Here is a 22,722-nt window from a genome sequence, read left to right as displayed (position 1 = left end):
ACAATACCTTATTTTTTTACTTACACATCTATATAAAAACATTTTCTTATATACTATTTCAATATTTCTTATATCTTTAACAAATCGTAACATGTCAAAGGCAATAACGACGACACTTTTGCATGATTTAACATACATGTAACATATCGGCAGTAAATTTATAATCTTTAGATGTTTTACATGGATACTTAACTTTTCTTAAACCAAAGGATTAAATTATGCAAATATCAAACAATAACGCTCAATCTGTATCATTCGGAAGAATTAAAAATGAATACAAAACCAGCGATATGATTGCAAGAGAAGCTATAAGAGGGCAAATAGAAGGACATTGCGACGCATCATACGAATTCAGCGAACAACTGGGCTCAATGACAAAAGCCGAAATCATGCTAAAAATGAGACAAAAAGCCGCAACTCAAGATAAAATAACCACCGACGACTCCAATACTTCAACCGAGGTTGATGTCGAAAGACTTTCCAAAGAAGGAATATATGCTTTTTCAGAAAGAATAAAAAACAAATTATACTCCGGTCAATGTCTAGAAAACAAACCCGACCAAATAAAAGCACTAAAAGAATCGGGAATAAAAACAGTGTTAGCACTTGTTCCATCTGATGAATACAAAAATGTCGTAGAAAAAGAAGGACTTAATTATGTTCAGCTTCACAATATCGGCAAACAGCAACTCAGAGTATTGAGCTCTGACGCCTTCATAGAACTTGCCAATCGTCCGGAACTATACGGCAAAAATTCTTCCAACGCTATAAATGACCTTAAAGAATACGTAAATATCTTAAACGGCGAAAACGAAAAAACCCCTTACCCGATATATATGGGTTGCCAATGGGGAACAGACAGGACTTTTGAATGGTACACCGCTTACAAAATCTTGAAAGATGCACCTCAAGATAAACCACTGTCAACCGATAGAGTTAAACAATTATCCGACCTTATCGAGATGATGGAAGACCATAAAAGATGGTAATTATTACCTAATAAAAAATAACGCCTAATTTATCTATACCATTGTCCTTTACATATAGTGCAGTTATTGCATATAATATGATTGTTATTAAATAAGGTAACTTAACCATGGCTAAAAAATGCCCTTTTAAAGACCAAGATTGCACAGAAGAATGTGCCCTATTTATCGCACCTGAAGAAGTAAATGAGCTTGTTTTAAACAGACTCTCAAGCTTAGGCGTATTGCATAAAGACGGGATATGCTCTTTGAAAACAAGTGCTTTGAGCTTAAATCGTTTTATCTTTGAGAACACGACAACAAGAGCACGCTAATTTTCCTTTTCATCCTTCATAAAAAGACCTACTAACGGCATTTTACAAAAAATCCTTTTAGATACATTTACCATACCTTTTAAAACGATATCTACATCAGAATTTTTACAATATTTTGTAGATTGTTTTATTTCTGCTTTTTGTTTTTTTAACTCCCCTTGAAAAAGAATATCAGAATCAAGAGCATCAAGCTTTTTCATAGGATTAGAAACATTTTTTTCAGTATTTTTTAAAGCTTGAACAGCTTTTAAAAGCTCGTTCTCTTTTTTTAGTGCTGAAGGAGAATTGTTTGCAAAGAGATTTTCTTTTGAAGACAAATCAAGGTCAAGCTCCTCAATCACCATTGGTTCAACAGTAGCTTTCAATAAAAAATTATTATTCGTTTTATCCTCGGGAATTTTCATCATTTCAATACCTACAGATATTATGAACGAAATTTTTTCAAAATTAGCCCTATAAATAAAGTATTTTATACTGCAAATCAAAGAAAATGATTACAAAATTGCAAACCTTTGTTATACTTTACTAAGAAATTGATATTTTAAAGGGATTAAAATGAACAGTTTACTGATTATCGACAATAATGTTCCTTTGGCTGGAATGTTAAATGTATTATTTAAAAAAGAAGGAATAAATGTTCAAGTAGCGAATTCAGGGCAAGAAGCTCTTACAAAATTAACAAGTTTTACGCCTGATATAATATTGCTTGAAATCGGACTTCAGGATATGAATGGTTTCATGATAAGTGCAAAAATAAAAGAGCTACCTTCTTTAAAAACTACTCAAATTATGTTTATGTCAACTTCAACGAGCACTTCTGACAAAATAAAATGCTTCAATTTGGGCGGAATTGACTACATACAAAAACCTTTTAATAATGAAGAAATCAAAGCAAAAATCAAAACTCAATTAAAATCCCTCGAAGATAGTGAGAATATAAAAAACGAGATTTCATCAAAAAACGAACAAATCGCAAAATACAAAAACGCATTGATGTATTCTTTGGGTCGACTTTCTCAAATACGTGATGATGACTCAGGAAAACACATAGAGAAAATTCAAAATTTTGTCAAACTTATTTCAGAAGAATTAAGAAAAAATCCGAGTTATGCCCCTCAGCTTACATCAGAGTTTATAAACAAATTGCGTCAATCTTGTACTTTTCACGATATAGGCAAAATCGCTATGCCTGATAACATTTTGCTGAAGACTGATGAATTATCTTCAACAGAATACGACATCATGAAGCAGCACGTTTCTTTTGGTGCCACGATTATAGAAGATATAATAAAATTTTCAGGCGACAAAGAGCTGTTGGAGCTAGGCAAACAAATTGTAAAACACCACCACGAAAAATGGGACGGCACAGGATATCCCGATAGACTTTCTTCCAGCCATATCCCTTTGGCGGCTAGAATAACGGCAGTTGCAAATACATACGATTTTTTACGTTCAACAAAAGCTTATAAAGCAGCTATGTCACACGAAGATGCCTGCAAAACAATGCTTGCTCACAAAGGAACTTCTCTTGACCCGCATATAGTTGAAGCGTTTCTAAAAATCGAAAAACAAATATCAGAAATCTTTAATCAAATTGAATCTTCAATGACATAATTTATCTACTTATAACAAATATAACTTCTTCTGCAAAAAACGGAACCCACCATTTCTTCAATACAGACTTATGCCTTTTTCCACGAGTCATTGTGATAGTTTGCTCAATTTTTATATCTCGCTTATGACAAAATTCATAAAAATCATTAATAGTTAATAAATGAATATTTGGTGTATCAAACCACTCAAAGGGAAGCATTTTAGATTTAGGCATTTTTCCGTTAAAAAACAAATAAAAACGCACTTTCCAATATGCAAAATTAGGGAAACTCACAACAACTTTTTTGCCGACTCTAAGCATTTCATCTATTACATAATCAGGTTTTTCAGTAGATTGGAGCGTTTGGTTTAAAATAACATAATCCCATTCTTTGTCAGCAAAATCTTTCAACCCGGCGTCAATATCCCCTTGAATAATCGACAGTCCTTTTTGAATACTTTTTATCACATTATCCTGATTTATTTCAATACCTTTGCCTTTTACATTTTTTTTGTTAATAAGATTTTTCAAAAGGGTTCCGTCACCGCATCCCAAATCCAAAACAGAAGCTCCATTATTAATCATTTCCGTAATAAGTGAATAATTCAAATGCAATCCTTTTGAGTCAGAATAAGGTTTATTCATTTTTTAAGTCCTTTCCCAGAAATGATTTAACAATTTTAGTTTGAGTTTCAAACTCAAGTAAAAAGGCATCATGCCCGCACGGGGACTCTATTTCGCAGAAAGAAACATCTTTCCCTGCTTTAATCAAAGCCCTTGTCATTTCTTTAGATTGAATAGTTGGGAAAAGCCAATCCGAGGAGAAAGACATTATCAAAAAGTTTGCATTTGCTTGTTTGAAAGCATTTTCTAAAGAGCCGTATTTTTGAGCTAAATCAAAGTAATCAACAGCTTTTGTAATATACAAATAGCTGTTAGCATCAAACCTGTCAACGAAGATTTGACCTTGATGTTGGAGATAGCTTTCCACTTGAAAATCTATATTAAAATCGAAGTTCAACTTGTCTTTATCTTGAAGCTTACGACCGAATTTGTTATGCATAGCTTCTTCACAGAGATAGGTAATATGCCCTACCATACGAGCAATTCCGAGTCCTTTTTCGGGTTGTTTTTCTTGATTATAGTAGTTACCGTTATTAAAAAAGGGGTCAGAAAGGATTGCATTCCGCCCGACAGCATTAAACGCTATACCTTGAGCACTCAAACGAGATGTAGAAGCAATAATTATACACGATTTTACCATTTCGTTATGAGATATTGTCCATTCAAGTGCTTGCATACCACCCATTGAGCCGCCTGCTACTATAAGCTTTTTTATACCAAAATATTTAATAAGCTCATGTTGAACTTTAACGGTATCTTCAATTGTTATAACGGGAAAAGTCAAGCCATAAGGCTGATTGGTGTCAGGATTAATAGAGCAAGGTCCCGTTGTTCCAGAGCATCCTCCGAGCATATTTGTGCAAACAACGAAATATTTGTTGGTGTCAAAAGCTTTATCAGGGCCAATCATCATATCCCACCAACCCGGTTTATTGTCACCCTCATGGAAGCCGGCAGCGTGAGCGTCGCCCGTTAATGCATGCAAAACAAGGATTGCATTATCCTTGGTTTCATTAAGCTCTCCATAAGTTTCATAAGCGACATCAACTGGCCCAAAATCTATTCCTGACTCAAGCTTTATTTTTTTATCAATATGAAAGATTTTAGTTTCAATAGTTCCGACTGAATCATTACTCATAGGTTACACTCCTGCCCATAAAGATAACATATTATTAAGGAGCAGGCAATCTATTCATAATCCCAAGTATATATGTTGCCACAAAATCGACAGACCGCATGGCTATTCATAAAAGCTAAATCAGGCACAAAAGTATATCCGTCGACAGTTATCTGAATATCGCCGTTTTCTTTGTATTTTTTCTCGAACGTTCTGTTCCCTTTGTAATCAGGGCTAAACATGAGCTCGAATTTGTCAACAGAAGAGCACTTTTTGCACTTAAACATTAATAATTACTTTCGTCTTGCCCATCAGAAGATTTATACTTCTTGGTTTCACGTTTCATAATTTTTTTGATTTCTTTTCTGCCATCAATTTTTGTAGCTTGTCTGTTTTCTTCAATTTTTTCATCATCAAGTTTTTTATACAAGATAGTGCAAGCACAACTTCTCAAAGGCAATGTATAGGCTATGACTATCGAACTTATACCCATCATTACAATATTTCTTGATATTTCAATCGGCTCAACCACGTATCCTATATGCCACGCTCTTAATGATGTTTCTACAATATCCAGCGGGAGTGCTTTTACGATTTTTTCAATCGGATTAGCAAGGTAATACACAACATCTATTTCATCAAGAGCCCATACAATCAAATGAGGAAGCATTAAATAAGTAAAGAAAAATAAAAGTCCTAATAATATAGTAGTTACCCAAAAATTACCATTAATTAACGTTATACTTCTTTTCAAAGCGGCAACAGGACCCATATTTTCTTCAAGAGCAAAAACCTGTAAAGTTAGTGATGAATATATTATAAAGGCTATTAAAACAATCCAGAAAAACGGCAAAATACAAACCATATAAATCAAACTCATCAAAATCACAAGTAATATGTAATTAAATGCCTTGCGTTGAATAAGCTCATTATGCACGGTTGTATCAAGCTTTTTTGCAGTAGATTTTTTAAACAACGCACAAGAAATCGAATTCAAAGCCGCCATTGCTATTAAATAATCGTAAAAAGCCTTGCAAAACAAAAAGAAGAAAGGCAAAGTTATAACAAGCAATATACTCATTGCAACCATCACGTTGTCAAAGACAGGTGAAAACATCATAAGTTTAGGCAGATTGGAAGAATACCAATATGTAAGCCCTAAAAGCATAACAATCCCGATAAGTTGCCCAAAAATCGGAAACGTCATATAGTTCATAAACTTATCCAGATACGTAAAATATATTTTTACACTTTCGAAAAATATTTTGAAAGAACTTAAATATGTACTTTTTTCTTTGCTCATAATCAGCCTTACTTGAATATTTTACATTAATATATATCCATACTATTATAAATTGTGAAATTTGGAAAGAAGCATTAAATGAAGAATGAAATTGAATATATAAAAAGTTTTAATGAATTTGATTATTTTGATACGGTAGATTTGCATATACATTCTACATGTTCGGACGGAAAGCTTACACCTGAAGAAATCGTGAAGCAGGCAAAAGCCAAGGGGCTCAAGCATATAGCTATTTGCGACCACAATACTGTAAAAGCACATAAGATTTTGCCAAAGAGCGATTTTGTAATTAAAGGAATTGAGTTTGACTGCTGGTATCAAGGAGTATTAATACACCTTTTGGGCTATGGAGTAGATGTCGACAATTCAGAACTTTTAAAATTTTGTGCAAAGGATAAAGCAGGAACAACATCTGATATTGTCAGATTTTTTTCTTACCGTGACCCCAAAAAAGTTATAAAAGCAATCCACGCAGCAGGTGGCATTGCCGTCTTGGCACATCCTGCGTGTTACTGGACTATTTCGCTTGATAGATTTGTAAAAAGTCTTATAGCGGCTGGCTTAGACGGAATTGAAGTATATTATCCATACCGTAGACATAGGGGCATAATCAAATTCCATCTTGCAGAGAGCGTAAAAAAAATAGCTAAAAAATACAACCTTATTGAAACAGGTGGCTCTGATACCCATGGTGACAGGCTATAAAGAATAATCTTATAATTAATATTTGCTTGTATATTTTTTCTTAGGAGCTTTTTGTTTTATATAATTTCTGACAGCTTTTGTAATTATCAAATCAGGTTCTTTATGACAAAAATCATCTAAAGTGATTATACCTGTTGATGTTTGACCAAGCTCAATATATATCAGCCCGACCATGATTTGATTTAACGGATTTATTTTTTTTGACTTATATTCAGCCAATTTAGGCTTTAAAATGCCAAGTTTTTTATAACAATTTAATAAATTCAAATAATACTCAAAATTAATTGGATTTTGAATAAGAGCCCGTTCAAAACACATTTTTGCCTTAGCCGGATAGCCGATAATAATATATGTACGTCCGAGATTGCTATAATAAACAGCTGTAGCTTGAGTGTTGGGATTTAGCTGAATTGCCATTTCAAACTCTTTTATCGCACCGAAATAATATCTTTCCTCTAGCCAGTTTACACCTTTGTTGTTATGGATTTCAGCATTTTTCTCGGCGTCAACTTTGAATTTATTCAAATCGACAGCACTGTTTTTTACAAATCCGAAATTCAACGCACAAATAATTAAAACAACTATTAAACTGAGTGTTTTTTTCATAAAATATTGATTTCTTCGCCTTCTTTTGCCATAAAGCAATTTTCAAACTGTTTTTTATAGTGAGTTTCAATATCTTTAAGTTTTTCATCGTCATACGACGGGTCAAAGTGGAAAAAGGCAAGCTTCTTAGCTTGAGAAAGCTTTGCACTTTCTATCGCCATTTCAAAGGTAGAGTGTCCAAATCCTTGTTTTGAATTTGAAGGAGAGAGGTAATCTTCGCTAGTATATTGACTGTCATGAATTAGCAAATCGGTGTTTCTTGAAAACAATCCTAATTTTTTATCAGCCCCAACATAGCACTCCTTGTCGGTCGCATAAACAATTGATTTATCTTTATAGGCTATTTTGTACATCATAACTCCATTTTGCGGATGAGAGCTTGATTTCAGGCAACTTATAACGACCTCATCGCCTCGTGGAGTTAAGTCATCAATAGACATTATTCTTTTCAAAATCGGCTCATCTACGCCTTTTTTAAACACTATAACCTCAGCTTCTGTAATATTAACAATATCAAGGTCAGATGTTATATCATATAATGATAAAGGAAACGATTTTCCATATAAAAGGTCGGATAAATTTTGTTCAAGACTTTCATCATAGTCGCTATAGCCGAAAACATTGAGTTTTGTAGTCAAAATATTTGACGGTTTAAAAAATGTAAGCCCTTGAATATGGTCTTGGTGTATATGGCTCAAAAGTATTGTTGCATTAATGGGAGTACGTTCAAATAATGCATCAGCAGAAGCTATATGGTTTTTAATAAGTTCATCACCCACAGAAATAATTCCGGTGCCGGCATCTAAAATAATCAAATGACCACCGACATTAACCTCGACACAAGCAGTATTTCCGCCATATTCCAAAAATCTTTTATCAGGAGTAGGATGAGAGCCTCTTGTTCCTCTAAATTTTACAGAAAATTTATCTTTTGCCATAACAAACCACTTTCTCTACATCACTGATAATATGGTAATGATACTTTATTTAAGCTTATTTGTCCATAAGGATTACGGTGTTTCTGTCTGAATCCGTGCCGTAATAGCTTGAACTTCCGAACGTAAGCATTTTTGCTCTTCTTTGAGCATCAGTAAGGCGTGTTTCGTGGAATTTTATATCATATTCTACTTGTTTTTTGCTGTTGACCACCTTAACGGAGCGAAACGCATCAGGATAGCAGACTAAAGACGGAGTTGAAACATGCAACAAATGTCCTTCTTGCTTAATTTTAGTTGTATGATAATGCCCTGTAAAGAGTGCAATGGGGCGATTATACTTATCAAGAACCTTATATAACTCATCGGAATTAATAATTTTATGATGAGGAGATGGGAAGGGTTCATATAGAGGAAAATGCATAAATATTATTACAGCATCATTTTTATTTGTTGACTTTAACTCATTATCAAGCCAAGAAAGCTCATCAGCGGGTATATTTCCGTTTGAAGATACTCCTGAATTTTTCGCACCGTCAAGCACAATCACCTTAAATCCTTGTTTTGGAACAAATGAGTAATACCATTTATCAAATACAAATTTTGTATTGTAGTTTTTTACAACAGATAATAAACATTGTTTTGTCAAAGTGCCACTTGTCGTTGTGTCATGATTTCCCAAAGCCATATACCACGGGTATTTCATAGTATTTAATAAGGTAAAAACATCCTCTGCAGAAGACTTTATAGGCTGGTCGATTGCGTCACCTGTAATCATCACAAAATCGACATTTTTCATCTCATTTATTTGAGCAATAACATCTAAAAGAATATCCCGTGAACGCTCCAGAAGCTTGTATGTCGTATTTGCTCTCGTCGTAGAATAATGGATATCAGAAACTTGGACAAATTCTAATGTATTTGAAATTGAAGGCTCATTATGGGTAAAAAATATAAAAAGAGCCAATGCAAATGCTACAATCAAATTTTGTAAAAATTTATTCATAAAATACCTCTTACGATATACTTACAGGAAGAATATATCACAAAAGCCGTGCAAAATTATTTTTTACGCTTTTTAAATAATTACACATCAAAAGAGGAAACCATCTTGAAAATAAATTTTAATACACAAAAGATTATACAACCACAATATCAGACACTTACAGCGAAAAAACTTGAAAATAATCCCGCAAAATGCAATAATAACGTCGATACGTTTAATACATTGAATTTGGTAGGAAAAATAAATATGACAAATATAAATTTTAAAGGCAACAAAAAATACGCAGGATATGAGCTAAATCTTTCAGAAGAAGATTTAAACGACAGACTCGGCAATAAAACCAATACTATAAAAATGCTTCAAGCTAATGCTCCTGAATTTGAAGCTCTTGCTGATGGCGACAAAGAAGCCCTAAAGCACCTCGTTAAAGCTGCTTACATATTAAATGATGTGTATTTAAAACAAGATTGCGAGCAAAATGTGGAGCTTAAAAAATCACTCTCAGAAGAAGCTGAAAAAGGCGACTCTCACGCTGAAAAAGCCTTAGAACTTTTCACCTCACTGAATGGGGCTATGGGTATCGACCGCAATTCAGAAATGACGTATATCTTTAAAAATATGGAAGAAAAACCCGGAAAAAACTTCTACCCTGAAGATATAACAAAACAAGAACTCCAAACTACTTTAAAAACGCTTTTAAAAGACGGAAAACAAAATGAAGCCCAAAATATTTTGAGCCAAAGAACAATTATAAAACGTGACGAAAACGGCAAACTACAAGCCATAGACTATGTTGACGCTTACAAAGAAGAATTTGCAAAAGCAGCTGATGAACTCGACAAGGCAGCTGAAACCTCTACAAACGAAGCTTTTAACAAGTACTTAAAAGCTCAAGCTTTAGCTTTCAGAACTCCTGATAATGAGCTTGACTGCGAAGCTGACAGACTGTGGGCTTCTTTGCAAGATACTCCGTTAGAATTTACCGTTTCAAGAGAACAATACGAAGACGCTTTAAGTGGCGACATAATGGATGATGAAGAATTATCAAAAATGATTAAAGAAGCAAAGATTGACGCCCAAACTAAAGACGCAATCGGCGTTAGAGTGGGCATCGTAAACAAAAAAGGAACAGAAGAACTTTTAGACTTTAAAAAATATCTCCCGGCTTTGGCTGAGCAAATGCCACTAAAAAACCAATACAAACAAACAATCTCAGCTGACTCAGAAGTAAAACAAACAATGGTTGACGCTGATATAGTTTGCCTCACAGGTGACCAAGGTGCATATAGAGGCGGTATAACTATCGCTGAAAACCTACCTAATGGCGACAAATTAAGCGTAAAACGTGACTATGGAAGAAGAAATGTTTATCACAGACAAGTCAGGCTCGGCGGGAACCCCGAAAAACTTCAAAAACGACTAGATGCAACCCTTGATAAAGAACAACAAAAATACTTTGACAAAAATGCAGACCACAGATTTACAATAGGTCACGAAAATGCCCACTCTCTCGGACCAACAGGATTAAAAACAACTTTGGGCGTTTGGAGCAACATAATTGAAGAAAACAAAGCCGACATGGGCTCTGTTGCTTCCCTCGACTATCTTGTAGAAGTAGGGAAATATAACGAATTTGAAAAAAATCAAATCCTCGTAACTTGGGCAGAAGATTGTTTGCTAAAAGCTAAACCTCAACTCTCACAAGCTCATAGAGTCCGCTCTGTTATGCAACTTAATTACTTTATGAAAAAAGGTGCTATTGAAATAAATAACGACGGAATTTTGCACGCAAATCTTGACAAAATGGTTCCGACAGCAAAAGAAATGCTCACAGAAATTGTAGCCTTGCAACTCGCAGGTGAACCTAAAAAAGCAGAAGAATTTGTAAATAAATACTTTATCTGGGGCGACAATATCGACCAATGTGCAAAAAATATTCAAAAAATAGACAAAGACTTGCACGGCAGACTCGACCAGTCTTTCGCCGAATCAATGCTCGATTAAAAATCAATAAATATATATTTATCATCACAAATTTGACATAAAGCCACCTTCTTTCTAAAATATAGGTGGCTCTTTGTAGCCTTTAGAATGGAAATAAACTGTTTTTATGAGAGAAATGATACACTTCAACAGACCAAACGGCTCTGAATTAGAGCTTAACAACATCTCTACTGCAATTAAGAGCGGTAAAATTTGTGGCGACGGTCAGTTCACAAAGAAATGTAATGATTGGTTTGAAAAGAATCTTGAAAGAAAAGCTCTTTTAACAAATTCTTGCACAGCAGCTCTTGAAATGGCTGCGATATTACTCGACGCAAAGCAAGGCGATGAAGTTATTATGCCGTCTTACACATTTGTTTCAACAGCAAACGCTTTCGTTTTAAGAGGAATAAAGCCTGTTTTTGTCGACATTCGCCCTGACACATTAAATATTGATGAAAAACTTATAGAATCAGCTATAACCAACAAAACAAAAGCTATCGCCCCTGTTCATTATGCAGGCGTCGGTTGCGAAATGGATACAATTTTAAATATAGCCAAACGACATAATTTAAAAGTTATAGAAGATGCAGCACAAGGTTTTGGAGCTACATATAAAGGACAAGCTCTCGGCACAATAGGTGATATGGGAACATATAGCTTCCACGAAACGAAAAATATTGTTTCAGGTGAAGGCGGTGCTATTATATTGAGCAACGCTGATTACCACGAAAGAGCTGAAATCATCAGAGAAAAAGGCACAAACCGCTCAAAATTCTACAGAGGACAAGTTGACAAATACACTTGGGTTGACCTTGGTTCATCATTCTTGCCATCAGACATGATTGCGGCGTACCTTTATGCACAACTTGAAAAATCAGAAAAACTAAACGCAAGAAGACTCGATATCTGGTCAAAATATCACGAATTTTTCAAAAGATATGAAGCAAATGGTATTTTAAGACGACCTATTATACCTGCTGAATGCTCTCATAATGCACATATGTACTACATTCTGTTTAATGATAAAGAATTAAGACCAAAATTTATCGACTTCTTAAAAGAAAATCAAATTTTGACAGTATTCCACTATGTGCCACTACATTCAGCACCTGCAGGAAAAAAATATTGCAGAACAGCGACGACAATGGAAGTAACAGACAAAGTATCTGACTCACTCCTCAGAATGCCGATGTTCTATGACCTGTCAGACAATGACCTTGAATATATATTTGAGATTGCGGCAAAATTTTTAGATAAAATATAATTTTAGAACTTGAGAGGAAAAAAATGAAAACTATTTCAGGCGTAATTAATACATATAACAACGATGAGACATTGGAAGAATGCCTGCAATCACTAAAAGACTGTGACGAAATCGTCATTTGCGATATGCACTCAAACGACAGAACTATTGAAATCGCAGAAAAATACGGCTGTAAAATTTGCTACCACGAAAATGTAGGACACTGTGACCCAGCAAGAAACTTTGCACTCTCAAATGCTACATCTGATTATTCAATAATTCTTGACGCCGACGAAGTTGCTTCACCTGATTTAATCAACAATTTGAAAAAATATATTACAGAAAACGAAGATGCTGCAGAAGGTATCAGAATCTTCTACAACAATGAACTTTTAGGAAAAGTTCTTAAATCATACTCAAAAGAGGGTATTTTAAGATGCTTCAAAAAAGGGCATATCCACTATGGCACCCAAATCCATTGTGCACCGGAAGTTTCTGGGCGTGAAATCGTATTTGGTGACGGGAAACACTCATATATTACACACAAAATGATAACAGACCTCGGCGAACACGCTGCAAAATGGAACACTTATACAACATTTGAAGCTAACGAAAAATATATCGCTAACGGAAGAACAATATCCGCTAAGACATTAATATTCCGCCCAATCGGAGAATTTATCAAAATTTATTTCTTAAAAAAAGGATTTTTAGACGGCTTGCACGGATTTGTATTTGCCGTTTATGCAGCTAATTACAAGTTTATGGTTCTTGCTAAAGTCTGGGAACATCAATTAAAAACAGCTCAAAAGACTAAATAAAAATGAAAGAAAAATACGATATCATTTATTCTATAGGCGACAATTGCGGTTGTGCTATGTATTTAAGTGACCATAACTTGCGAGCAACCTCGGGACCTTTAGATTGGCTAGTAGGTCAAAAATTAAAGGATTCTGTAGAATTGATAGTATCCGATTTTAAAAATCTTTTAAAACAGAATTTATTTATTAAAACGCAATTAGAAAACAGCTCGACTCACGATACTTATAAAAATACTTTTTGGGATATTGATTTTATTCACGATTTTCCTGTCGGAATACCTATAGGAGATAGCTTTTCAGCTGTTGAGGAAAAATATCAGAGAAGAATAAACAGATTTTACGAATTAATTAAAAATAAAAATAGAGTCCTTTTCGTATGGTTTAGTCTATCTTCTCAAGATTCTAATGAAGAAATAATAGATTTGTCAAAAAAATTAAATAATAAATTTAAAAAAGAAATAGACTTGTTAATAATTGAACACGATGAAACAAAAGCATTAGAAGGAATAGAAAAAATTAAATTAAATAACAATATTACTTGTTATAAATTATATGCCAAAGGAAAAGACGGCAATCCGGAACAAGCAACTATGGGCAACGAAACCATTTGTAATAAAATATTTAAAAATTACTCTTTAAATATGTCTTTATCAAACAAAATAAAACATTCAATTTTACAAGCCATTTGCACTATCGGCAACTGTTTTATTCCATCTAAATCATTAAGACAAAAATGGCGAAGCAAATTCAAATTTGGAAGTTAATATGACAAATCTAATAATATTCGACCTTGACGGTACTTTAATTTATTCAGCGGAAGACTTGAAAGACAGCGTAAATTTTGCCCTGTCAAAATTCGGCTACCCTGAACATTCAGTCAAAGAAATAATATCTTTTGTCGGAAACGGGATTGAAAAGCTTATAGAGCGTGCTATTCCTAACGGTCGAAACAACACGCATTTTGAAGAATGCCTTGAAATTTTCAAAGCTCACTATTTAAAGAATATGTTCAACAAAACTGCACCCTACGAAGGAATTCCCAAATTATTAGATGATTTAAGAAGCGAAGGATACAAACTCGCTGTTCTTTCAAATAAATTTTTACCCGCTGTAAAAGGGATTTGCGATTTATATTTCAAAGATCAAATTGACTATGTTTTGGGAGCAAATTCTGAGATAGGGAAAAAACCTGACCCGCGAGGAGTAAACACCATAATAAAGCACTTTAATGCAAATAAAAAAGACTGTATCCTTGTCGGTGACTCAGAGACAGATATTGAAACAGCAAAAAATGCAAATATCAATTGCATAAGTGTAGATTGGGGATACAAATCAACAGATTTTTTGGCTAAAAATGGTGCAACAAAAATAGTATCTGACACCAGCGAACTATTTGCGGCAATAAAAAGCTACTAGGCTATTTTATCAAACTTTATACCTGCTTCGTTCAAATTTTTTTCGAACAAATCAGAAGTACAAGAATTTATATTGATTTTCAATCCATTACTTGTATTTTTAGGAACAAAATTTTGAGTCAAATCGCCATTGAGGCTCACACCGAAACGCCCAGCCATATATCCTATATTTATAAAATCATTTTGGTTCAAGGTTTGCCCATTTGTTTTTGGAGCATTTGTTTTTACAACATAATCACAGCGAGCTACTTGCATATAACCTCTTCATATTTAACAAAATCTTTCATATTTAACTTCAAAATTTCTGCAATTTCTTCATAATTATCAGCATAGCCAAAAACTATTGCGGCCATTGGTTTTTCTTTATAATCTATCTTTCTGAAATTCAAAATATGAGAAAAATTTTTCTTCAACTTTTCATATTGAACACTTAAAGAATGTATTTTATCTTCATCAACAGGGGCCTCTGCCATGGCAAAATAATATATTTCATCGCCTTTATTTTTTAGAATTTTTTCCCAATTCGGTTTTTTGTCTTCAGCGAAACATTCATAAATATTAATACCATAGGCATAATACGCCAAATCTGTTGTGCACCAACCTGCAAAACGCATAGGATTGATTTCGATAGGAATTATCTCGCCCGTAGGCGTGACTCTAAGCTCGATATGCATAGGAAAGTCTTTTAAATTGACAATATGTCCGATTTTTTTTAAAACAGAACTAAATTTTTTCAAATATTTTTCAATTATTTTTTTAGAAGAAATATAAGCCCTATCGCTAACATCTGAAGCATTTACAAAAGGATGCTCAAATATATTTAAAATAACAGGCTCTCCATTATGTGTATAATAGGCATCAACGGCATATTCTCTGCCCTCAATCAATTCTTCAACAATAAATTTTTTAGAATTGACAACTTCGGAGGGGAACATTTTTGAAAAATCAGAAACCTCTTTTTTAATTTCAGATACAATAAAATTCCAATCTTGCGGCGTATCTATTTTGTGCACGCCAAGGCTTAAAAAACCGACAACCGGCTTTATAATGCAAGGGAAAACAAGAGAATCAGTCTTTACGCTATCAAGTTCAGAGAATTTTATTTCTTTGAAAAAGAAATCAGGATAAATAGATGCAATGAGTTTCCTAAACTCGACTTTGTCTTTAAAAGAATAAATATATGTAGATAAAGCAGAATCTTTGAAATTTTGGAGTACCCATTTTATTGAATTTTCAGAATTTGAGTATATCTTGACATCTTCACTAACATTTATCACAGCAGAAGAAGTAGGCGAATCAACCAAATTCAACTTATAATCCACAGCATATCGTTTAGAAACTTCATTTTCTAAAACGCTATAGCCCTTTTCTTCCATTGTTTGTATCAAAAACTTTGAAACATAAGGTTCTTCCAAAATAAACATTCGTCTACCCAACCTTGTTTTGTCAATCGTTATTATTTTCACACATAAAGCGATAATTTCAAGTTTTGAAATAATTTTCTTCATGCTAATCTATTTATATGGATAAAATATTTTCAGATAAAATAAATTTATTAAAAGCTTTGGCTATAATGCTTGTTGTATCAGGACATTTAGAATTTTCCCTTATGGGTATTTTCCCTCCGTATTCCTTTCAATTATCGCTATTTTTCTTTATCTCGGGAATGCTTTTTAAGGATAAATATCTAAATGAGGTCGGAACATATCTTGAAAGACGGGTTAAAAGCTTGCTGATTCCCTATTTTAGTTACGAAACCTTTTATATTGGCGTAACAACATTTATTTTTTATCTCACAGGTAAATGGTGGGGAATGCCATTGACATTTAAAAATATATTTATAACGCCGTTTTTAAACGGTCATCAACTTGATTTATGTTGTCCATTGTGGTTTGTACCACAGCTTTTTATCAGCATGATAATATTTTTATTTGCAATGCGAGTACTCAACGGGATAAACAAAAACAGATGGTTCCATTTAACTTTCTTTATTATTCTCGGATTTTGTTCCATACCATTGATAAAAAGTATCCCGAATTCTCCACTTAATTTATTAATATTCAGAACAGCTTTTTCAATGTTTTTCATATATTTAGGGCATTTTTACATTAAATACATAAAAGACAAACACGATATATTTACTCCAAACTGGCTTGGAGCGATTATTATATTTCAATCTATTTTGTGGCTTTTCAACCGTGACTTCGACCCGGTGCACGGTATAGGGCTAAGCTATGTATTGGTTTGGGCAAGATTTGACAGCCAGCTTATAGTCCCTGTATTAACTTCGCTTACAGGAATTTGGGCGAGTCTTTACTTAATCAAAATCATTTATCCGTACTTTAAAGATATTAAATTTTTAAAACAAATGGGTGAAAATACATACAGCATTATGGCTAATCATTTGCTTGTTATGTATGTTATAACAGCAATAATTTTTGCAATAAAAGGCATCCCGATTTCAGAAAGAAATGCTCAAAACATATATTGGATTTACGACCCAAAACAGACAACATATCTATATTTTGTTCTTACAATGATAATTTCAACTTATATCGGAGTTTTGCAAAAGAAGATTAAAAAAGTTTTAACCAAAGAGTCGCATAAGGATACATAAGAAGCCTTGTTGTTTTTTGAGTTAAAGAGACTTTTAATTTATATATCTCACCGTTAAGAATATTTTCTAAATAAACGGCATCACGCTTATTCGGGTTAAAGACTATTCCGACAGGCAAATCGATTTCAGCAACTCTGCGAGTGCTTCCCAAGTTGTGAACGATTAGATATTTTTCTCCATTATATTCTCTGATGTAAGCAAAATCTTTAGGTGACTTTGTTTTCAAAATAGTAAAACTGCCTCTAGAAAGAGCAGGATTAGCTTTTCTAAGTTCAACCATATGTTTAATATTTTTATAGACTTTAGATTTTGCAGAGAGTCTTTTGTTGCCGTTCATAGCAGAATAGAAAGCTTCATAAGATAACGAACCTCTGTTAATATCTCTGCTGTCAAAGAAAGAAAGAAGTTTTATTTTATTTTTCTTTTGATTTTTTTCTCGTTTTTTAGCCTCATTTTTGGCATAAGAATAATTGTTTTGAGCGGCGATTTCATCACCGTAATAAATAATAGGAATACCCGGCAAAGATAGCAATGTTGAGTATGCCATCAAAATCCTATCTGTATTATTATCTAGAAAATTTGCAACTCTACCGCTAACACCGAGTCCTTTTCTAAATTCTGCTCCTTTTGGCTCCAATTCATCATATATCAATTTTCTAACAGAAGGGTCGACCATCTCAAGTGTAAGCTCATCGTGAACCCTTAAAAAAGTAGCCCAAGAAGCACTTTGAGGGATTTCAGGAGTTGCCTTATTTGCATCAACAAAATATTTATTATCCTCTGTTATAAAACTTGCCCAAAGAGCAGGCATATAAGGGAAATGGTATGCAATTTGAATTTCATCGGTTCTAGTTAAAGTCTTTTTGGTATCTGCGACATTTGTAGTCACAGTTCTTTCTTTACCAAAATAAGGAAGAATATTTTTAGGAGTTTGGCAAGCTTCCGCTTGAATAACAGAGCGGGGAGCCGTTGCTTGAAGATAAGAGCTTATAATTTTAACAATATCGTGTGTTTTATCTAAATTTTCAGCCGTTGAACCTTCTTCTTTTACAAAGTAAGGGATTGCATCCATTCTAAATATATCGATACCCAAATTAGCCCAATAGCTTATCGTATCAAGACAATAGTACAATACTTTGGGATTTTCCCAATTGATATCAAGTTGAAAAGGGTAAAAAGTATGATATAAATAATAATCTTTATTCTTAATAGATACTTTTCGGTAGTGATTATCGGTAATTTCAGGAAAAATCAGTCTTCTTCTGGATATCTTGCCGTTAGCTTCTTTATATTCAATTATAGTACCTTTTTTTTCATCAACATATTTTTTGTATTCGGGCATTTTGTCTTTGACAATAAAATAATTAAGTTTTTCAATGTCACCATTCATTGCATCTTGGAACCATTGATGTTGGTCAGAAAAATGATTGAGCACCAAATCTGCTTTTATTTTAAAGCCTTTATCCTTAGCAGCCAGAACAAATTCTTTAAACTCAGAAATACCGCCTAAATCTTCTCTGACATTTTGAGGATTTTTCACATCAAACCCTGAATCACCCATCGGAGAATCAGCAAAGGGCAAAATATATATTGTCGTGACGCCCAAATCTTTTAAATAATCCAGCATTTTGATAGAATCTTTAAAGGAATTAGGTTTTTCAGGAGTTACAACCCCAAACTGGTCAACATAAAACATGTAGATAATTTCATCTTTATACCAGTCAGATGTTCTCGTTTTGTCTTCTTCTAAAAGCTTTTTGGGGCGGTCTTTAACAGCTTTTTTCGCCATTTGCTCAATGTTAGAATAAATCTCGTTTACATTTTTAGAGCCATAAACGACTTCCAAATTCGTTTTTATTTCCTTTTCCAAATCTTGAGATATGAGAGGAGTTAAATTTTGTTCAACTGCAGGTTGCTCTTTTACAGGCTGAACAGCAGCAAGCTCTTGAGCGAATGTAATGTTACCTAAAAATAACAAATTAATAATTATAAAAAGTTTAATATATTTTTTGAGAAATTTTACCATAGCACTACTAAAATACCATCAAAACAACTCCTTTTCCATAATAGTTAAATCTTTGTTAAAAAAATCATATAAATAAGAAAACAGAGTTATAACGTAACTGTTGAAAGAATAAATTATGAAAGGAGTTATGATTATGAAATTTTTAGTTAGAAAAGCACCGGAAAACTTCATCAGAACTGTAAACGACGAAATCAGCTCTTTATTAAACAGACACTTTGACAGCTATTTCCCAGAAGCCGCATACTGGAACGATGCAGATAGAATATCCATGCCTGTAGAATTCATCGATAATGAAAAAAACTACGAAGTCAAAGCAGAATTACCGGGAGTTCAAAAAGAAAATCTTGATATTGATATTGATGCCAATTATTTGACTATAAATGCAAAAAAAGAAGAAGAAAAAACAGCTTCTGAAAATACATCTAAAAAAACCGAATTCAGTTACGGAGAATATTCAAGAACTGTTTACTTCCCAGAAGAAATTGATACAGAAAAAACAGAAGCAAAACTTGAACACGGAGTCTTGAAAATTAATGCCCCAAAAAAGCACGTTGAAAAAGACACCAAAAAGAAACTTTTGATTAAATAACAGACATTCCAAACTCTCTCACTAATTGGTTAAGAGGACAAGTATTTTGTCCTCTTTTTATTTTATTCAAGTTATAATAAAATTATGGAATATAAAACAAATGTAATGCGAATGTTCGACAAAAAGAACATAAAATATAAATCATATAACTACGTTGACACTGACGCAATAAGCGGAATTGAAGTTGCCGCTGCGTTAAATCAAAACCCAAAACAAGTTTTTAAAACATTGGTAACAGTTTCTAAATCCAAAAAATATTACGTTTTTATGATTCCCGTAGCCGAAGAATTGGACCTAAAGAAAGCGGCTTCTTCCGTTAACGAAAAATCTATCGAAATGTTACCCCTAAAAGAACTTTTGCACACCACTGGATATATCCACGGTGGGTGCTCTCCTGCAGGAATGAAAAAATTTTTTCCAACCATTATCGATAGCTCTGCGGAGAATTTTCAATCAATTATTTTTAGTGCAGGAAAAATCGGCTATCAGGTTGAAACTTCTATTCTTGAATTAAAAAAAATAATTCATTTTGAATTGAAAGATATTGCCGTTACTAATTAAAATGAGTCATTGCTTTTAATTTTATATATTTATATAATGGGATAATTAAAGTAGGATTGTTATATGAAATTAGGAAAAACATTTAATCTTGATATATTATTTTATCTGATATTTGTTATAGTAATAGTTTTTTACTTGGTAACTGGTTTATACAAATACAATCAAATCAAAATTAACGAAAATAACGCAATGAAGGCGTCCCAAAAGATAACACAGGTAGTAAATACCTTAAAAAAAGAACATAAATCTTTCACAGAAATGCGAAAAAACTTAAATGATGATGAATTTATCAAAGAAATGCGAAACTATTTTGATATTGCTTCAATCGGATATAAAAGACTGGGAGAATACACATTTAAAGGATTTTATACAACAGACGGAATGTTTTATTGCCTAAATGCCCTTCACGGTTTTACTTTTGTAGATACTAACGGGGATGCAAAACCGAATATAATCTCGCAAAGTATTTATCCCTGCAAAGATATCGTTGTCATAACATCATTTTCAAACATCATAAACCAAAAACGAACCAAACCTAACTTTAATACTAAAGAAAATTGGCTACCTACAACAGGAAAACTATTTTCACAAATAATTAATCAAAAAAGCACCTTAAAGCGAAAAGAAAGTAATGGAAAAATATAAAAAATATAAAGATTTAACAATATTTTTAATATGCATAATGTTCAGCGGATTAATCGGCATATTTATTGGTTTTACAGTAAATGTTGACCTCCTAAATTACCATTATTATGCACCTTTTGCTGTTTTGCATAATCGTATCGGATTTGATTTTTTCCCCTGCACAATTCAATCATATTTCAATCCGTATCTTGATTTTCCATTTTATTTTTTAGTCAAATACTTGAATTCTCACCCTAATTTAATATTATTTTTAAACAACATTTATTATGGGGTTTATGCATTTTTAATATACAAATTAACTGATTTGATTTTCAAACCCAAAGGAATAGAAAAGCTTTTCTACATAACATTTGCCTTGGTAATGTCAATGTCAGCACCTTTGCTTTTGGCTCAAGTAAACGCAAACAGTAACGATATGCACATAAGTATGTTTGCCCTTTTAGGATTATATATTATTTGCAGATATATCTTTAATGAGGATTCAAAAAAAAGAAATTTATTTTTAATATCCGCAGGACTTATCTTTGGATTAATCAGCGGACTAAAATATTCCGGAGCTGTATTTTTTCTGGGCTTATTATTATCATTGTTATTCTTAACGAAAAGGATTGCAAAGCCTTTAAAGAGTTATTCTTTGATATTAACAGCATTTTTTATAGGTTTTTTAATTTCAGATGCTTCTTGGCTATATTCAATATACGTTCATTTTAAAAATCCGTTTTATCCATATTTTAATAATATATTCAAGAGTCCTTATGCTGACTTGACGCCTGTGCTGGATAAAGATTACATGCACCTAAGACCAAAAAATTTATATCAGTTTATTTTTTATCCGTTTTTATGGCTTAACCGTAATTTTATGAATGGAACAGAAAGATTTTATTATGACTTAAGATATCCTTTAGCTTATATATCTATTCCTATAATACTAATTCTATACAAACGAGCAAAAGAACTTATTGACACCAATTACGCTGTATTTTTAAGTTTATTTTATTTATTCACTTATTTTATTTCATTGCTGATATTTGCCCAATACAGATACGTCCTTCTTTTGAATTCTCTTAGCGGAATATTATTTATAATTGCTATTTATGCAATATTTCCTAAAATGAAAAATATCCGTTATATCTCTCTGCTTTTATTATCAATAGTTATTTTCAGCACAACAAAATACATATATAAATGGGATGTTGTACACCCCAAAGGTCATCTGATGGAAATCGGAAAGGCGAACATAAAAGATAATGCAACAGTACTAATGGCATCAAAAGGCATGTCTATATTTATCCCATTTCAAAATCACACCGCTAGATTTGTCTTTTTTGCATTTCCGACTTCAGTAGACCATTACAACAACTACCAATATCACAATACAAATTATTCTTCAAAATATTTAGAAAAGGAATTGTATAAAATTATTAATAAAAATCCTGACAACTTATATATCATCTTCAAATACAGCTTTATGGCGAAAAATTATGACTCTTACGTAAAATCAATGGATATATACACCGATGGACGTTTTGAATATTTTTATGACTGTGAAGAAATTCCAACAAACTTAAAGCGAATTGTCCAACATTCTTATACCATTTGCAAAGTAAAAATTAAAAAATCAAACTGAAG

At 32.9% G+C, this 22,722-nt stretch carries 25 protein-coding genes; 14 read left to right on the top strand and 11 right to left on the bottom strand.

Annotation, left to right across the window (positions count from 1 at the left end; translation table 11 throughout):
* Window positions 1-218: 218 nt before the first annotated feature.
* Both PHV37_04660 and PHV37_04655 read left to right on the top strand, forming a co-directional pair.
* Window positions 219-989, top strand: coding sequence for a hypothetical protein (locus PHV37_04660; protein MDD3237370.1), 771 nt, complete (start codon window positions 219-221; stop codon window positions 987-989).
* A gap of 107 nt (window positions 990-1,096) precedes the next feature.
* The gene (locus PHV37_04655) at window positions 1,097-1,300 is read left to right on the top strand and encodes a hypothetical protein (GenBank protein ID MDD3237369.1); all 204 of its coding nucleotides are present in this window, start codon (window positions 1,097-1,099) and stop codon (window positions 1,298-1,300) included.
* On the opposite strand, the gene PHV37_04650 is transcribed toward PHV37_04655, so the two are convergent.
* A complete protein-coding gene (locus PHV37_04650; GenBank protein ID MDD3237368.1) occupies window positions 1,297-1,707 on the bottom strand; it encodes a hypothetical protein in 411 nt (136 codons plus the stop codon). The two genes, PHV37_04655 and PHV37_04650, sit on opposite strands and share 4 nt — an antisense overlap.
* Before the next feature lie 148 nt (window positions 1,708-1,855).
* Between PHV37_04650 and PHV37_04645 the strand changes: the two genes are divergently transcribed.
* Window positions 1,856-2,914, top strand: coding sequence for a response regulator (locus PHV37_04645; GenBank protein MDD3237367.1), 1,059 nt, complete (start codon window positions 1,856-1,858; stop codon window positions 2,912-2,914).
* Between the two features lies 1 nt (window position 2,915).
* On the opposite strand, the gene metW is transcribed toward PHV37_04645, so the two are convergent.
* Genes metW through PHV37_04625 form a run of 4 tightly spaced genes read right to left on the bottom strand, consistent with a single transcriptional unit; the run spans window position 2,916 to window position 5,938 of the window.
* Window positions 2,916-3,539, bottom strand: coding sequence for a methionine biosynthesis protein MetW (gene metW, locus PHV37_04640; GenBank protein ID MDD3237366.1), 624 nt, complete (start codon window positions 3,537-3,539; stop codon window positions 2,916-2,918).
* Window positions 3,532-4,656, bottom strand: coding sequence for a homoserine O-acetyltransferase (locus tag PHV37_04635; protein MDD3237365.1), 1,125 nt, complete (start codon window positions 4,654-4,656; stop codon window positions 3,532-3,534). The genes metW and PHV37_04635 overlap by 8 nt, the downstream gene beginning before the upstream one ends.
* Before the next feature lie 50 nt (window positions 4,657-4,706).
* On the bottom strand, window positions 4,707-4,922 hold the full coding sequence (locus tag PHV37_04630; GenBank protein MDD3237364.1) for a hypothetical protein: 216 nt from the start codon (window positions 4,920-4,922) through the stop codon (window positions 4,707-4,709).
* Entirely contained in the window at window positions 4,922-5,938 is a 1,017-nt protein-coding gene (locus tag PHV37_04625) for a hypothetical protein (protein ID MDD3237363.1), read from the bottom strand. The genes PHV37_04630 and PHV37_04625 overlap by 1 nt, the downstream gene beginning before the upstream one ends.
* A 78-nt stretch (window positions 5,939-6,016) precedes the next feature.
* Here PHV37_04625 and PHV37_04620 point away from each other — a divergent pair, with 78 nt between their 5' ends.
* On the top strand, window positions 6,017-6,643 hold the full coding sequence (locus PHV37_04620; GenBank protein MDD3237362.1) for a PHP domain-containing protein: 627 nt from the start codon (window positions 6,017-6,019) through the stop codon (window positions 6,641-6,643).
* A gap of 15 nt (window positions 6,644-6,658) precedes the next feature.
* Here PHV37_04620 and PHV37_04615 read toward each other — a convergent pair whose 3' ends face one another.
* The 3 genes from PHV37_04615 to PHV37_04605 are packed head-to-tail and all read right to left on the bottom strand — an operon-like array spanning window position 6,659 to window position 9,190.
* Window positions 6,659-7,249 (bottom strand): hypothetical protein, encoded by a 591-nt coding sequence (locus PHV37_04615; protein MDD3237361.1) that lies wholly within the window; start codon window positions 7,247-7,249, stop codon window positions 6,659-6,661.
* Complete coding sequence (locus tag PHV37_04610; GenBank protein ID MDD3237360.1) at window positions 7,246-8,187, bottom strand: MBL fold metallo-hydrolase; 942 nt, start codon at window positions 8,185-8,187, stop codon at window positions 7,246-7,248. The genes PHV37_04615 and PHV37_04610 overlap by 4 nt, the downstream gene beginning before the upstream one ends.
* 55 nt (window positions 8,188-8,242) lie before the next feature.
* On the bottom strand, window positions 8,243-9,190 hold the full coding sequence (locus PHV37_04605) for a metallophosphoesterase (GenBank protein MDD3237359.1): 948 nt from the start codon (window positions 9,188-9,190) through the stop codon (window positions 8,243-8,245).
* Window positions 9,191-9,295: 105 nt separating this feature from the next.
* On the opposite strand from PHV37_04605, the gene PHV37_04600 reads away from it, so the two are divergent.
* The 5 genes from PHV37_04600 (at window position 9,296) to PHV37_04580 (ending at window position 14,656) form a co-directional block, all read left to right on the top strand.
* On the top strand, window positions 9,296-11,194 hold the full coding sequence (locus PHV37_04600) for a hypothetical protein (GenBank protein MDD3237358.1): 1,899 nt from the start codon (window positions 9,296-9,298) through the stop codon (window positions 11,192-11,194).
* A 106-nt stretch (window positions 11,195-11,300) separates the two neighbouring features.
* On the top strand, window positions 11,301-12,440 hold the full coding sequence (rffA, locus tag PHV37_04595) for a dTDP-4-amino-4,6-dideoxygalactose transaminase (GenBank protein ID MDD3237357.1): 1,140 nt from the start codon (window positions 11,301-11,303) through the stop codon (window positions 12,438-12,440).
* A gap of 23 nt (window positions 12,441-12,463) precedes the next feature.
* Window positions 12,464-13,240 (top strand): glycosyltransferase family 2 protein, encoded by a 777-nt coding sequence (locus tag PHV37_04590; GenBank protein ID MDD3237356.1) that lies wholly within the window; start codon window positions 12,464-12,466, stop codon window positions 13,238-13,240.
* Window positions 13,241-13,242: 2 nt separating this feature from the next.
* Window positions 13,243-14,004 carry a DUF1796 family putative cysteine peptidase gene (locus PHV37_04585; protein ID MDD3237355.1) on the top strand — a complete coding sequence of 254 codons (762 nt, stop codon included), beginning with the start codon at window positions 13,243-13,245 and terminating at the stop codon, window positions 14,002-14,004.
* Between the two features lies 1 nt (window position 14,005).
* A complete protein-coding gene (locus PHV37_04580) occupies window positions 14,006-14,656 on the top strand; it encodes an HAD-IA family hydrolase (protein ID MDD3237354.1) in 651 nt (216 codons plus the stop codon).
* Here PHV37_04580 and PHV37_04575 read toward each other — a convergent pair.
* On the bottom strand, window positions 14,653-14,910 hold the full coding sequence (locus PHV37_04575) for a hypothetical protein (protein ID MDD3237353.1): 258 nt from the start codon (window positions 14,908-14,910) through the stop codon (window positions 14,653-14,655). The two genes, PHV37_04580 and PHV37_04575, sit on opposite strands and share 4 nt — an antisense overlap.
* Complete coding sequence (locus PHV37_04570; GenBank protein MDD3237352.1) at window positions 14,901-16,163, bottom strand: ATP-grasp domain-containing protein; 1,263 nt, start codon at window positions 16,161-16,163, stop codon at window positions 14,901-14,903. The genes PHV37_04575 and PHV37_04570 overlap by 10 nt, the downstream gene beginning before the upstream one ends.
* 14 nt (window positions 16,164-16,177) lie before the next feature.
* On the opposite strand from PHV37_04570, the gene PHV37_04565 reads away from it, so the two are divergent.
* Window positions 16,178-17,272, top strand: coding sequence for an acyltransferase family protein (locus PHV37_04565; protein MDD3237351.1), 1,095 nt, complete (start codon window positions 16,178-16,180; stop codon window positions 17,270-17,272).
* Here the strand turns inward: PHV37_04565 and PHV37_04560 are convergent.
* The gene (locus PHV37_04560; protein MDD3237350.1) at window positions 17,232-19,298 is read right to left on the bottom strand and encodes an alpha-amylase family glycosyl hydrolase; all 2,067 of its coding nucleotides are present in this window, start codon (window positions 19,296-19,298) and stop codon (window positions 17,232-17,234) included. The two genes, PHV37_04565 and PHV37_04560, sit on opposite strands and share 41 nt — an antisense overlap.
* Before the next feature lie 133 nt (window positions 19,299-19,431).
* On the opposite strand from PHV37_04560, the gene PHV37_04555 reads away from it, so the two are divergent.
* The 4 genes from PHV37_04555 (at window position 19,432) to PHV37_04540 (ending at window position 22,720) form a co-directional block, all read left to right on the top strand.
* Entirely contained in the window at window positions 19,432-19,887 is a 456-nt protein-coding gene (locus PHV37_04555; GenBank protein ID MDD3237349.1) for an Hsp20/alpha crystallin family protein, read from the top strand.
* A gap of 84 nt (window positions 19,888-19,971) precedes the next feature.
* Entirely contained in the window at window positions 19,972-20,448 is a 477-nt protein-coding gene (ybaK, locus tag PHV37_04550) for a Cys-tRNA(Pro) deacylase (GenBank protein MDD3237348.1), read from the top strand.
* A 63-nt stretch (window positions 20,449-20,511) separates the two neighbouring features.
* Window positions 20,512-21,093, top strand: a complete 582-nt coding sequence (locus PHV37_04545) for a hypothetical protein (protein ID MDD3237347.1) — start codon at window positions 20,512-20,514, stop codon at window positions 21,091-21,093.
* On the top strand, window positions 21,080-22,720 hold the full coding sequence (locus PHV37_04540; GenBank protein MDD3237346.1) for a hypothetical protein: 1,641 nt from the start codon (window positions 21,080-21,082) through the stop codon (window positions 22,718-22,720). Before PHV37_04545 ends, PHV37_04540 begins: the two co-directional genes overlap by 14 nt.
* The last annotated feature ends 2 nt before the right edge of the window (window positions 22,721-22,722 follow it).

The organism is Candidatus Gastranaerophilales bacterium (assembly GCA_028693235.1).
Taxonomy (GTDB): Bacteria; Cyanobacteriota; Vampirovibrionia; order Gastranaerophilales; family Gastranaerophilaceae; genus JAQUVW01.
This window is presented reverse-complemented; position numbering and strand designations above follow the sequence as displayed.